This is a genomic window from Pinisolibacter sp. DMC19 (assembly GCF_056313985.1).
On sequence record NZ_JBQUZF010000003.1, the window covers coordinates 414,366 to 426,626 of the forward strand.

12 protein-coding genes are annotated in these 12,261 nt (G+C 66.7%); 11 read left to right on the forward strand and 1 reads right to left on the reverse strand.

Going from position 1 to position 12,261, the window contains the following annotated elements; all coding sequences use genetic code 11:
- The first annotated feature begins 27 nt into the window (after positions 1-27).
- The 5 genes from ACT53U_RS10045 (at position 28) to ybaK (ending at position 4,156) form a co-directional block, all read left to right on the forward strand.
- Positions 28-1,170: a two-component system sensor histidine kinase NtrB gene (locus ACT53U_RS10045; protein ID WP_476154655.1), complete on the forward strand. Its 1,143-nt coding sequence runs from the start codon at positions 28-30 to the stop codon at positions 1,168-1,170.
- Between the two features lie 63 nt (positions 1,171-1,233).
- Entirely contained in the window at positions 1,234-1,857 is a 624-nt protein-coding gene (locus ACT53U_RS10050) for a response regulator transcription factor (protein ID WP_476134962.1), read from the forward strand.
- 192 nt (positions 1,858-2,049) lie between these two features.
- On the forward strand, positions 2,050-2,427 hold the full coding sequence (locus tag ACT53U_RS10055; protein WP_476154657.1) for a response regulator: 378 nt from the start codon (positions 2,050-2,052) through the stop codon (positions 2,425-2,427).
- A gap of 420 nt (positions 2,428-2,847) precedes the next feature.
- Complete coding sequence (locus ACT53U_RS10060; protein ID WP_476154659.1) at positions 2,848-3,552, forward strand: Crp/Fnr family transcriptional regulator; 705 nt, start codon at positions 2,848-2,850, stop codon at positions 3,550-3,552.
- A gap of 127 nt (positions 3,553-3,679) precedes the next feature.
- Positions 3,680-4,156, forward strand: coding sequence for a Cys-tRNA(Pro) deacylase (gene ybaK, locus ACT53U_RS10065; protein WP_476154661.1), 477 nt, complete (start codon positions 3,680-3,682; stop codon positions 4,154-4,156).
- 261 nt (positions 4,157-4,417) lie between these two features.
- Here the strand turns inward: ybaK and hemN are convergent, their stop codons facing one another.
- The gene (gene hemN / locus ACT53U_RS10070) at positions 4,418-5,770 is read right to left on the reverse strand and encodes an oxygen-independent coproporphyrinogen III oxidase (protein ID WP_476154663.1); all 1,353 of its coding nucleotides are present in this window, start codon (positions 5,768-5,770) and stop codon (positions 4,418-4,420) included.
- A gap of 767 nt (positions 5,771-6,537) precedes the next feature.
- Between hemN and ccoN the strand changes: the two genes are divergently transcribed.
- From ccoN to ACT53U_RS10100, 6 genes are all read left to right on the forward strand, one after another.
- Positions 6,538-8,193 carry a cytochrome-c oxidase, cbb3-type subunit I gene (ccoN, locus tag ACT53U_RS10075; RefSeq protein ID WP_476154665.1) on the forward strand — a complete coding sequence of 552 codons (1,656 nt, stop codon included), beginning with the start codon at positions 6,538-6,540 and terminating at the stop codon, positions 8,191-8,193.
- An 11-nt stretch (positions 8,194-8,204) separates the two neighbouring features.
- Positions 8,205-8,933, forward strand: a complete 729-nt coding sequence (ccoO, locus tag ACT53U_RS10080) for a cytochrome-c oxidase, cbb3-type subunit II (protein ID WP_476154667.1) — start codon at positions 8,205-8,207, stop codon at positions 8,931-8,933.
- A gap of 16 nt (positions 8,934-8,949) precedes the next feature.
- Positions 8,950-9,099, forward strand: a complete 150-nt coding sequence (locus ACT53U_RS10085; protein WP_476134973.1) for a cbb3-type cytochrome c oxidase subunit 3 — start codon at positions 8,950-8,952, stop codon at positions 9,097-9,099.
- Positions 9,100-9,102: 3 nt separating this feature from the next.
- Positions 9,103-9,963: a cytochrome-c oxidase, cbb3-type subunit III gene (gene ccoP / locus ACT53U_RS10090; RefSeq protein WP_476154669.1), complete on the forward strand. Its 861-nt coding sequence runs from the start codon at positions 9,103-9,105 to the stop codon at positions 9,961-9,963.
- 239 nt (positions 9,964-10,202) lie between these two features.
- Entirely contained in the window at positions 10,203-11,645 is a 1,443-nt protein-coding gene (gene ccoG / locus ACT53U_RS10095) for a cytochrome c oxidase accessory protein CcoG (RefSeq protein ID WP_476154672.1), read from the forward strand.
- 54 nt (positions 11,646-11,699) lie between these two features.
- The gene (locus tag ACT53U_RS10100; RefSeq protein ID WP_476154674.1) at positions 11,700-12,227 is read left to right on the forward strand and encodes a FixH family protein; all 528 of its coding nucleotides are present in this window, start codon (positions 11,700-11,702) and stop codon (positions 12,225-12,227) included.
- Positions 12,228-12,261: the final 34 nt, after the last annotated feature.

The window sequence follows — 12,261 nt, forward strand, 5'->3', positions numbered from 1 at the left end:
GACTCTGTTCGTCGGGAGCCGCCACACGTGTCCACCCAGCCGCCGACCGTTTCCGAGGCGCGTCTCCTCAGTGTGCTCGATACGGCCGTCGACGGCATCGTCGTGATCGACGAGAAGAGTCGCATCCTGATCTTCAACAAGGCGTGCGAGGATCTCTTCGGTCTGACCGCGGCGGAAGTGGCGGGGCAGGGCATCTCGGTGCTGATGCCGCCCGAGTTCGCCCACGGCCATGACTTCTGGGTCAACCAGTACATGGCGACCGGCGTCAAGAAGATCATCGGCATCGGCCGCGAGGTGCGCGGCCGCCACGCCGACGGCACCATCATCCCGATCGAACTGTCGGTCGGCGAGTGCCGCACCCCCGAGGGTCGCCAGTTCATCGGCATCATCCGCGACCTGCGTTCGCGCAAGGCGGTCGAGCAGCGGCTCAACCAGCTCCAGGCGCAGCTCGTCCAGATGGCCCGCGTCAACGCCATGGACGAGATGGGCGCGGCGATCGCCCACGAACTCAACCAGCCGCTGACCGCGGTGATGCTCTATCTCCAGGCGCTCGGTCGCAAGCTCGAGGCCGGCGTCGAGGACGGCTCGGTCGAGGCCGCGACCGTCGAGATCGTCGCCAAGACCCGCCGCGAGGCCGAGCGCGCCGGCGCCATCATTCAGCGCATGCGCCATTTCGTCGAGAAGCGCGAACCCGATCGCCAGCCGGTCGAGGTCGCCAAGCTGGTCGACGAGGCGCTGGAACTGACCATGCTCGGCCACGACGGCGCCGGCATCGAGGTGGTGCGCGACATCGCCGCCGACCTGCCGGCCCTCGACGTCGATCCGGTGCAGATCCAGCAGGTGCTGATCAACCTCATCCGCAACGGCATCGAGGCGGTGCGCGAGCGCGAGGATCGCTGGATTCGCATCGCCGCCCATGTCGACGACGGCCGCCTGCTGATCGAAATCGAGGACAGCGGTCCCGGCATTCCGAAGAACACCGTCCGCGATCTCTTCAAGGCCTTCGCGACCTCGAAGAAGTCGGGTCTGGGTCTGGGCCTTGCGATTTCCCGCTCGATCGCTCAGAACCACGGTGGAGACCTGTTGGTGGAACCCGGTGGGGCCGGTCGCGGCGCCACCTTCGTTCTCACCCTGCCGCTCGAGGCGACGCCGCTGGCGCGAGCCGAATGAGTTTCGACCCGCGTTCGTGTCGGCCCACGGGCAGGCGCGGATGAGACATATCGAGGTGACGACATGATTGGCCGCACACAGAAGACCGAACAGACGATCTGGGTCGTCGACGACGAGCCCGCCGTTCGCGATGCCCTGTCCGTGGTCTTCGAGATGGAAGGCTTTTCGGTCACGGGCTACGAATCGGGCGATGCATTCCTCGAGGCGGCGCGGACACAGACGCCGTCCTGCGTCTTCCTCGACGTCCACATGCCCGGCCGCTCCGGCCTCGACATCCTGAAGACCCTCAACGCCGACCACTGGCCGGCGCCGATCTTCATCATCTCCGGCCAGGGCGACATTCCGATGGCGGTCACCGCCATCAAGTACGGCGCCTTCGACTTCATCGAGAAGCCGTTCGACGCCGGCCAGATCGTCGACCGCGTCCGCGAGACGCTGGCCGCCCAGGCCCGCCGCGCCGACGGTCACGGCGCCATCGCCGACTTCCCCGGTCGCGAGCTCCTCACCCCGCGCGAGATCGAGGTGCTGGGCCAGATCACCGCCGGCGCCTCCAACAAGGAGGCGGGCCGCCATCTCGGCATCTCGCCGCGCACCATCGAGGTGCACCGCGCCCGCATCATGGAGAAGCTCGGCGCCCGCAACGCCGCCGATCTGGTGCGCATCGTCCTGACCGGCGAGCACGGCTGAGGCCGTCCGTCGCCGGTCGGGCCGATCGAATCGATGCGTTGCCGCGGTTTGTCGCGGCAACGGGACGAATGCGAACAAATACGCGCCATCGCCGGCGATGACGTTTTCTCGAGCGCTGCGCTCGGGACAATACGGATGTGACCTCCATCGGTTTTCGGCACAGTGAAAAATCCACACGGCCGAGTGACCAGAATGAACGCATCCAGATCCCCGGGCGTGCCCGGCTACGGCGGAACCATCCACATCGTCGAGGACGATCCCGGCGTGTCCGACAGCCTGCGCTTCCTGCTGCAGGCGCTCGGCCACGACGTCGTGTCGCATCCCGACGCCGAGAGCTTCTTCGAATGCGCCCCGCCCGGCGCACGCGACGTGATCATCGTCGACCTCGGCCTGCCGGGCATTCGCGGCGCCCATGTCATCCGCTGGCTGCACCGCTTGATGCCGACGCCGCGGATCATCGCCATCTCCGGCCAGGCCCAGAAGACCATCGAAGACGAGCTGCGCGACCTCGACGACGTGCCGGTCCTGCGCAAGCCGCTGTCGGGCGACACGCTGGTCTCCGTCCTGTGATACGCTGCTCCGATCGCCGGAGCGGGGGTCTCGCATGGCGTTCGGCGAAAACGTCGTGTCCGGACAAGGGCTTTCTCGACGAACGGGATTCGGCGATGCGTTGCGCGCAGCCGGATGCCGCATGACGCGGTCCGGCCGCCCGGGGGGCGGCCTGGACCTTTCGATGTACGTAGCGGACCGGGATTGTGGTGCCCGGTGCTTCTTTTTAGCTTTTCGTCGTCGAGGATCGCGATCTTTCCGCGTCCTTTCGGTTGCCGGAGACGGGCCGGCACCGGAAACTGGTGGAGCGGAGAGATGGCATTCGTCGACAGCACGGATCGTCGGAGCGACTTCTGCCCGGCGAACCCGGTCGGCCTTTCCACGGACGACCGTCACGGATTCCGTGACGGGTGGGGGACGATCGGCGAGGAGGGACGAGACATGGCCTATTCGGATCGCGGCATCGGAATCGCCGGCGCGCCGCCGAGAGCGGTGGGAGCCGACGCAGACTGGTCGGAATTCGCGCGCTCGCAGCGCGTGAAGACCCAGCGCGTCGCGGAACACGACGCCATCTTCTACGAGGGCGACCCGGCCGATCGCGTCTACGAGCTGATCGAAGGCGCGGTGATGCTGTTCAAGCTGCTGCCCGACGGTCGCCGTCAGGTGGTGGAGGTGATCGCTCCGGAGGCGCTGTTCGGCGTCGTCGGCGGCAAGCTCTACGACTGCAACGCCGAGACGCTGACGCCCTCGGTGGTGCGCATCCTCGACCGCCGCGACCTCGAGGCCTCCGACAAGTTCCAAGGCCACGTCGCCGAATGCCTGCGTCGCCAGATCGAGCGGCTGCACGATCACGCCGTCCTGCTCGGCCGCAAGTCGGCCTTCGAGCGGGTGGCGACCTTCCTGATGCGCTTCGTCCCCTCGCGCGGCCAGGCCGGCTGCCTCGGGCCGCAGGGCGACAAGGACGAACAGCTGATCGAGCTGACGATGACCCGCCAGGAGATCGCCGACTATCTCGGCCTGACCATCGAGACGGTCAGCCGGGTGATCTCGGATCTCAAGCGCCGCGGCCTCGTCGCCATCGAGAAGCAGGATCGCATCCGCATCACCGACGTCTGCGGCATCTGCCATCTGACCGGCACGCACTGACGTCGATCATCCTCTTCATGAGGGTCTCTCCCGAGACACGACTGGGCCCGCCGGTGACGGCGGGCCTTTTTCATGTCGCCGCAAGGCGATAGGGTGCCGCGATCGATCGTAGATCCGGAGCCCGACCGTGGCCGCCACCCCCGCCACCACCTTCCTGAAGACGAAGAAGATCGCCTTCGACCTCCTCGAATACGCCCACGACCCGCGCGCCGAAGCCTATGGCCTCGAGGCGGCGGAGAAGCTCGGGCTCGATCCGGATTCGGTCTTCAAGACGCTGGTGACGAGCGACGGCGCCAAGGCTCATGCCCTCGCCCTGGTGCCGGTCGCCCGCAAGCTCGGCCTGCCGCTGGCGGCGAAGGCTCTGGGCTGGAAGCGCGCCGAGATGGGCGACAAGGCCGACGCCCAGCGCCTCACCGGCTACGTGCTCGGCGGCATCTCGCCCTTCGGCACCAAGCGGCCACTGCCGGTGGTGGTCGACGAGGCGCTGCTGCTGCCGGGTCTCGTCCACGTCTCCGGCGGACGCCGCGGCCTCGAGATCCGCATCGCGCCCGCCGATCTGGTCGCCGTCCTCGGCGCCACGGTGGCGGCGATCGCGGTGGATTGAGGTCGCACAACCGAGATTCGCTCTCTGCCTCCCGTTCGGCTTCACCCTGAGGTGCCCGGCAAAGCCGGGCCTCGAAGGGCGAAGCCGTCGACGGGCCGTGCCCATCGGCCCTTCGCGCTTCGAGGCTCGCTGGCGCTCGCACCTCAGCATGAAGGGCCTCTGCGACGCCGAGGAGCGTCGTCGCTTGGGCATGGGCAAAAACGAAAACGGCCGGCCGCGTCGAGGACGGGCCGGCCGGAAATCGCGTCTCGCGTCGCTCGTTCACACCGCCACGGAATGGCGGGCAGCGGCGCGGGCGAGATAGACGTCGAAGGCCGCGGCGACGATGCGCACCAGCGGCCGACCGAGCTCGGTCACCGTCAGGCGGTGGCCTTCCAGCGTCGCGAGCCCGTCGGCGATCGGCTCGGCGAGCCGTTCGAAGGCATCGCCGACCGCATCGACCGTGACGCCGTGGGCGGCGCAGACCGCATCGAGGTCGACGGCATAGTCGCACATCACCCGCTCGATGATCGCGGCGCGCAGCCGGTCGTCGTCGTCGAGCGCCTTGCCCTTGGAGACCGGCAGCCGTCCCGCCTCGACCGCCTTGCGCCAGCGGCCGATGTCGGGATCGTTCTGGGCGAAGCCGCCCCGGCTCTGACCGATCGACGAGGTGCCGATGCCGATCAGCGTGTCGCAGGCGTCGGTGGTGTAGCCCTGGAAGTTGCGATGGAGATCGCCGCTCTTCGCCGCCACCGCCATCTCGTCGTCGGGCAGGGCGAAGTGGTCGAGACCGATCGCCTCGTAGCCGTATTCGGCGAGGATCGCCCGCGCGGTGCGCTCGAGCGCGATGCGCTCGGTCGCGCCCGGCAGCGCCGCCTCGTCGATGAGGCGCTGATGCTTCTTGAACCACGGCACGTGGGCATAGCCGAAGAGCGCGATGCGCGACGGGCCGAAGCCGTGGGCGAGGGCGACCGTGTTGCGGATCGTCTCGGCGCTCTGGTAGGGCAGGCCGTACATCAGGTCGAAGTTGATCGCCGCGATGCCGGCGCCGCGCAGCGCCTCGACCGCCGCGGTGACGGTCTCGATCGGCTGGATGCGGCCGATCGCCTTCTGCACCGTGGCGTCGAAGTCCTGCACGCCGAGGCTGGCGCGGGTGATGCCGGCCTCGGCCAGCGCCTCGGCCAGTTCGACGGTGACGGTGCGCGGGTCGAGCTCCATCGCGTGCTCGGCGGTCGGCAGGATCTCGAACGACTCGTTGAGCTTCGCCACAACGGCGCGGAACGACGCGACCGGCAGCAGGCTCGGCGTGCCGCCGCCCCAGTGGATGTGGCCGACCGGCAGGCGCCGACCGATCGCCGCCGCGACGAGGCCGATCTCCTGGACCAGGCCCTGCGCATAGTCGATCACCGGATCGTCGCGCAGCGCCGCCTTGGTGTGACAGCCGCAGTAGTGGCAGATCGCCCGGCAGTAGGGCACGTGCAGATAGATCGACACCGGTCGATCGTCCGGCAGGGCGGTGAGCCAGGAGGCGAGCGTGGCCCCGTCGACACCGTCGCCGAAGTGCGGCGCGGTCGGATAGCTCGTGTAGCGGGGCACGCTGCGCGTGGCGTATTTGAGTTCGATGGTCTGGGACATGCGGCTCACCATGGCGTCGACCCTCCTCGTCGGCCTTGACCCCGATCAAACGGGCGACCGTGCGAGCCGACCACCCCCGACGCCGCGGGCGGCCGTGTCGTCTGGAGGGGAGAGATCCCGCGCCGGGGTCGGGCACGCGGCGCGATTCCCGGTCGGCGCGACCAATGCGCACGCCGTGGACACGGCCCTTGCGCCTCACCCCTCCGATTCTCGCCTTCTCGACGACAAACCCACCACGTTCGAGCAAGAGGCAGAGCGCCTTGCACGTCACGGGCCGTCACGGGTTTCGCCCGGCGATCGAAGGCGACACTCTACGCTGCCCGGAACACTTTGAAAACCGTAGGATTCCAGATCCCGGCGGCAGGGTGTCGCGCTTGATCCAACGCATTGCCGATTGCCCCTGTTCCCATGGGGGTCTAAGGAGTTGGACATTCGGTTGTAGGTATTTCGACCGGCTGCTGATGGGGCGCTTGCGCGGCTATTCTCCGCCCGGCGTCCGCTCCAGCAGGGTCGAACGTCTACCGAACCGGTTCGGGTCCGTTGACCTGAATCAAAGTGGCGGGAGACGCTCGGCCTTAGGGTCGGACCGATACCCGATCGGCGCTCCGACGCCGCTCGCCGGGGGGGAAACTCGGCGGACGTCGTCGGATCGACGAGGAAAGAGGCGGACGGGCGTCTCGCGGTTCCTGCAGGCGAAGGGCTTCGCGAGCAGGAGAGGCGAGGCGAGCCGTCCGGGGGCGTATCGACTTAAAGAAACGGGGCGAACGATGGCTCGACCAGTCGAGACAAAGGCATTCACGCTCGAGGAGATCGCTTATTCGATCGTCCTCGCGCTTCTCGCCGTCGTCTGCGTGATTCTCGCAGGCAAGGCTTGGGAACCGGAATTCGCGTTCCACGCGATCGTCGGCGCGATCTTCGCGGCGCTCGGAGTGTTCCTCATCATCAAGGGCTACCAGTCCCGCGTCGGCAACCCGACGCAGGAGATCGACGGCAAGCCCAACTACAACTACGGCCCGGTCAAGTTCGCTTCGATCGCGGCCATGTTCTGGGGCGTCGCCGGCTTCCTGGTCGGCGTCATCGTCGCCTCCGAGCTGGCGTTCCCGGTGATCAACATGGATCTCCAGTGGATCGCCTTCGGCCGGCTGCGCCCGCTGCACACCTCGGCGGTGATCTTCGCCTTCGGTGGCAACGTGCTGTTGGCGACGTCGTTCTACGTCGTGCAGCGCACCTGCCAGGCGCGTCTGCCGGGTATCGTCACGCCGTGGTTCGTGGTGCTGGGCTACAACGCCTTCATCGTGATCGCCGGCACGGGCTACCTGCTGGGCATCACCCAGGGCCAGGAATATGCCGAACCCGAATGGTACGCCGACCTGTGGCTGACCGTGGTGTGGGTCGTCTATCTCTTCACCTTCCTCATCACCCTGTGGAAGCGTAAGGAGCCCCACATCTACGTGGCGAACTGGTTCACGCTGTCGTTCATCGTCACCGTGGCCATGCTGCACCTCGGCAACAACGTCCGCGTTCCGGTCTCGCCCTTCTCCTGGAAGTCGGTGCAGGCCTTCTCGGGCGTCCAGAACGCCATGGTCCAGTGGTGGTACGGCCACAACGCGGTCGGCTTCTTCCTGACCGCCGCGTTCCTCGCCATCATGTACTACTTCGTCCCGAAGCGCGCCGAGCGTCCGGTCTATTCGTACCGGCTCTCGATCGTCCACTTCTGGGCGCTGATCTTCACGTACATCTGGGCCGGCCCGCATCACCTTCACTACACGGCGCTGCCCGAATGGGCCTCGACCCTCGGCATGACCTTCTCGGTCATCCTGTGGATGCCGTCGTGGGGTGGCATGATCAACGGTCTGATGACGCTCTCCGGCGCCTGGGACAAGCTGCGCACCGACCCGGTGCTCCGCATGCTCGTCGTGTCGGTCGCCTTCTACGGCATGTCGACCTTCGAAGGTCCGCTCATGTCGGTGAAGGCCGTCAACGGTCTGTCGCACTACACCGACTGGACCGTCGGTCACGTCCACTCCGGCGCTCTCGGCTGGGTCGGCTTCGTGTCCTTCGGCGCGCTCTACTGCCTCTTCCCGTGGCTGTGGAACAAGAAGGGTGTGTATTCTCTCAAGCTCGTCTCGTGGCACTTCTGGACCGCGACGATCGGCATCGTGCTCTACATCTGCGCCATGTGGGTGTCCGGCATCATGCAGGGTCTGATGTGGCGTGCCTACGACAAGCTCGGCTTCCTCGAGTACTCGTTCATCGAGACCGTGGCTGCGATGCACCCCTACTACGCGATCCGTGCTCTCGGCGGTCTGCTGTTCGTCGTCGGCGCTCTGATCATGGTCTACAACCTGTGGATGACGGTCGTTGCCGGTGAGGACGCCGAAGGCGCCACTGCCGCCACCCCGGTCGCTACTCCGGCCGAGTGAGGAGACGATCCATGTCCTTGATCGAAAAGCACGCCATTTTCGAGAAGAACTCGATCGTTCTGCTCGTCGGCATCCTGATCGCCGTGGCGATCGGTGGTCTGGTCGAAATCGTGCCCCTCTTCTATCTGAAGAGCACGATCGAGAAGGTGGAGGGCATGCGTCCCTACACCCCGCTCGAACTGGCCGGACGCAACATCTACGTTCGTGAAGGCTGCTACAACTGCCACAGCCAGATGATCCGTCCGATGCGCGACGAGATCGAACGCTATGGCCACTTCAGCCTCGCGGCCGAGTCCATGTACGACCACCCCTTCCAGTGGGGTTCCAAGCGCAATGGTCCCGATCTGGCGCGCGTCGGAAACAAGTATTCCGACAAGTGGCACGTCGAGCACCTGATCAACCCGCGTGCGGTGGTTCCGGACAGCATCATGCCCGGCTATCCCCACCTCGCGAAGACCGAACTGGATACCAAGCACCTGGTGGACATGGTGAAGACGCATGCTCTCGTGGGCGTGCCCTACACCGAGGACCAGATCGCCAACGTCGCCAAGGACGTGGTTGCTCAGGCGACCCCGGACGACACGACGGTGGCGAAGCGGTACGGCGCCTCTGCCAAGTCGCGTGACTTCGACGGCAACCCCGCCAAGGTCACGGAGATGGACGCGATGGTGGCCTATCTCCAGATGCTCGGCACCCTGGTGGACTTCTCCAAGTACGACGACAAGGCGAACCTGCGCTGATGGAGGCGTTTGTCTGATGACATACGAATCTCTGGCCAAGTTCGCTCAGACTTGGGGTCTGGTCTACTTCTTCGTCATCTTCGCGGGGGCGCTCGTCTACGCTCTGTGGCCGTCCAACAAGCGGTCCTTCGACGACGCCTCGCACATCCCCCTGCGGGAGGATTGATCCATGGCAAAACAGGAACTCGACCAACTGTCGGGCCAGTCGACGACTGGTCACGAATGGGACGGTCTGAAGGAACTGAACACTCCGCTGCCGAAGTGGTGGCTCTGGGTGTTCTACGCGACGATCGTGTGGTCGATCGGCTACTGGGTGGTCTACCCCTCCTGGCCGCTGGTCTCCGACTACACGAAGGGCATCTTCGGTGCCCAGATGCGTTCGACCGCGATCGCCGACTACGAAGCCGGCAAGACCAAGCGCGTCGCCGACGCGGTCGGTCTCGCCGACGCGCCGCTCGAGAAGATCAAGTCGACGCCGGCCTACCTCGAGTTCGCCATGGCGAACGGCAAGGCGGCCTTCGGTGACAACTGCGCCCCGTGCCACGGCTCGGGTGCGACGGGCGGCCCGGGCTACCCGAACCTGCAGGACGACGACTGGCTGTGGGGCGGCAAGCTCGCCGACATCTACCAGACGATCCAGTTCGGCATCCGTTCGGGCCATGCCAAGGCGCGTGACCAGGTCATGCCTTCCTTCGGCAAGGACGGCATCCTGAAGAAGGAAGAGATCGCCGACGTGGCTTCCTACGTCGTCTCTCTCTCCGACTCGTCCGTGAAGGGCACCGACAGCGGCAAGAAGCTCTTCGCCGACAACTGTGCCTCGTGCCATGGCGACAACGCCAAGGGCAACCAGGAGATGGGCGCTCCGAACCTGACCGACAAGATCTGGCTCTACGGCGCCGGTGTCGACAAGGTCGTGGCGCAGATCACCGAACCCAAGCACGGCGTCATGCCGGCGTGGGAAGGTCGTCTCGACCCGATCACCATCAAGTCCCTGGCCGTCTACGTCCACTCGCTGGGCGGCGGCAAGTGATCCGATGAGGATCTCTCGGAAGGGAGGCGGGCAACCGCCTCCCTTTCTTTTTTGGGCGTGTGAACGTCCGGATGGGTCGCCCGCATTCTGAGGGGATTGCAGCGACCGATCTCTCTTCCATTTGATCCCGGGCAGCCGGATCGGGCTTGCTCCGAAGCCCGCACGGACCTAGGACGTGCGCGGTCGACCGTTCGATCCGCCGGATCTGTCGCGGGGCCTCGACGCAAGGACGGAATGCGATGAGTGTCGAAAGTGGCGCCGATGCCGGTGCCAGCCTCTACGAGGACCAGAAGAAGATCTATCCCGCGACGGTCTCCGGAACATTCCGCCGACTGAAGTGGGCGATCCTCGTCGCCGGCATGGCGATCTACTATCTCCTGCCGTTCCTGCGCTGGACCCGCGCGCCCGGCCAGCCCGACCAGGCGATCCTGCTCGATCTGCCCGGCCGGCGCTTCTACTTCTTCTTCGTCGAGATCTGGCCGCAGGAAGTCTATTACGTCACCGGCCTGATGATCATCGCCGCCTTCGTGCTGTTCCTGATGAACGCGCTGGCCGGCCGCATCTGGTGCGGCTACCTCTGTCCGCAGACGGTGTGGACCGACCTCTACTTCGCGGTCGAGCGCATCTTCCAGGGCGAGCGCCGCGCGCAGATGAAGCGCGATCGCGGCCCCTGGACCTTCGACAAGATCTGGCGCAAGGCGGCGACGCATCTGACGTGGATCGTCATCGCCATGCTGACCGGCGGTGCCTTCGTGCTCTACTTCGCCGACGCGCCCACCCTGCTGGTCGAGCTCTTCACGCTGCAGGCGGACATGACCGCCTATGTCTGGGTGGCGATCCTGACCTCGACCACCTATCTGCTGGCCGGCTTCACCCGCGAGCAGGTCTGCCTCTACATGTGCCCCTGGCCGCGCATCCAGGCGGCGCTGACCGACGAATGGGCGCTCAACGTCTCCTACCGCGTCGACCGCGGCGAGCCGCGCGGCTCGCTCAAGGCCAACAAGAAGCTGCGCGCGGCGGGCGAGAAGGCCGGCGACTGCGTCGACTGCGGCCAGTGCGTCGCCGCCTGCCCGACCGGCATCGACATCCGCGACGGCCTGCAGATGGGCTGCATCCAGTGCGGCCTGTGCATCGACGCCTGCGACGCGGTGATGCGCAAGACCGGCCAGGACATCCGCCTGATCGGCTACGACACCGACATCAACATCGAGCGCCGCGAGCGCGGCGAGGCCCCGGTCTTCAAGTTCTTCCGCGCCCGCACCATGGTCTACGTGGTGCTGATCGCCGTGGTCGCCTCGGTGATGGCGTGGCGCCTCGGCACCCGCGCGACGATCGGCCTCAACATCCTGCACGACCGCAACCCGCAATATGTGCAGAACTCCGACGGCTCGGTGCGCAACGGTTTCACCGTCCGCCTCCTCAACAAGAAGGCGGAGCGCCGCGAACTCGCCCTCGCGATCACCGGCCTGCCGGCCGGTACGCGGCTCGAGACCTCCTCGCCGGCGAAGACGGAAGGCGGCGCGCTGCTGCTGCCCGTCGATTCCGATCAGACGCGCGAGGTGCGCGTCCTCGTCACCACCCCGGCGGGCGCCACCCTGCCGGCCTCGCAGGACCTCACCTTCGTGCTGCACTCGTCCGACGGCGAGACCGTCGCCACGAAGGACTTCTTCAAGTCGCCCTGATCGGACGCCCCGCTCACCGCGGGGCGCATCGACCGCAAGCCATCGGAGAGAGACATGCCGACCACGCTCGAGACTTCGAAGGAACCGCAGGAAGAGGGCTTTCGCCTCAACGGCCGCCGGGTGCTGATCATCCTGATCAGCATCTTCGGCGTCGTCTTCGCGGTGAACGGCTTCATGATCTACAAGGCCATCGGCTCGCATCCGGGGTTGGTGACCGAGAGCTCGTTCCGCGACAGCCAGCGCTTCAACGCCGAGCTCGCCGCCGCCGCCGCCCAGACCGAGCGCGGCTGGACCGTCGAGGCCAACGCCACCCGCGCCGACGACGGCACGGTCAAGGTGGTGCTCGACGCCCGCGGCAAGGACGGCGCGGCGCTCACCGGCGTGACCTTCAAGATGCGCCTCGAGCACCCCGCCCAGCGCATCCTCGACCACGTGGTCGAGCTGCATCCGGTCGCCGGCTCCTCCGACCGTTGGACCGGCGAGGCCAAGGGCGTGACGCCCGGCAAGTGGGGTATGGCGATCGAAGGCGACGGCGACGCCGGTCGGCTGTTCCAGTCGCACAACACGCTCTTCTTCAAGTGAGACCGGCGGCGACGGCCCGTCCGTCGCCGACCGT

Bases quoted from the DNA above. Each gene is read 5' to 3' on its own strand.
- ACT53U_RS10055 (WP_476154657.1), top strand. From the start codon at position 2,050: ATGAACGCATCCAGATCCCCGGGCGTGCCCGGCTACGGCGGAACCATC.
- ccoN (WP_476154665.1), top strand. From the start codon at position 6,538: ATGGCTCGACCAGTCGAGACAAAGGCATTCACGCTCGAGGAGATCGCT.
- ACT53U_RS10085 (WP_476134973.1), top strand. From the start codon at position 8,950: ATGACATACGAATCTCTGGCCAAGTTCGCTCAGACTTGGGGTCTGGTC.
- ccoG (WP_476154672.1), top strand. From the start codon at position 10,203: ATGAGTGTCGAAAGTGGCGCCGATGCCGGTGCCAGCCTCTACGAGGAC.
- ccoO (WP_476154667.1), top strand. From the start codon at position 8,205: ATGTCCTTGATCGAAAAGCACGCCATTTTCGAGAAGAACTCGATCGTT.
- ccoP (WP_476154669.1), top strand. From the start codon at position 9,103: ATGGCAAAACAGGAACTCGACCAACTGTCGGGCCAGTCGACGACTGGT.
- ACT53U_RS10050 (WP_476134962.1), top strand. From the start codon at position 1,234: ATGATTGGCCGCACACAGAAGACCGAACAGACGATCTGGGTCGTCGAC.
- ACT53U_RS10100 (WP_476154674.1), top strand. From the start codon at position 11,700: ATGCCGACCACGCTCGAGACTTCGAAGGAACCGCAGGAAGAGGGCTTT.
- ACT53U_RS10060 (WP_476154659.1), top strand. From the start codon at position 2,848: ATGGCCTATTCGGATCGCGGCATCGGAATCGCCGGCGCGCCGCCGAGA.
- hemN (WP_476154663.1), bottom strand. From the start codon at position 5,770: ATGTCCCAGACCATCGAACTCAAATACGCCACGCGCAGCGTGCCCCGC.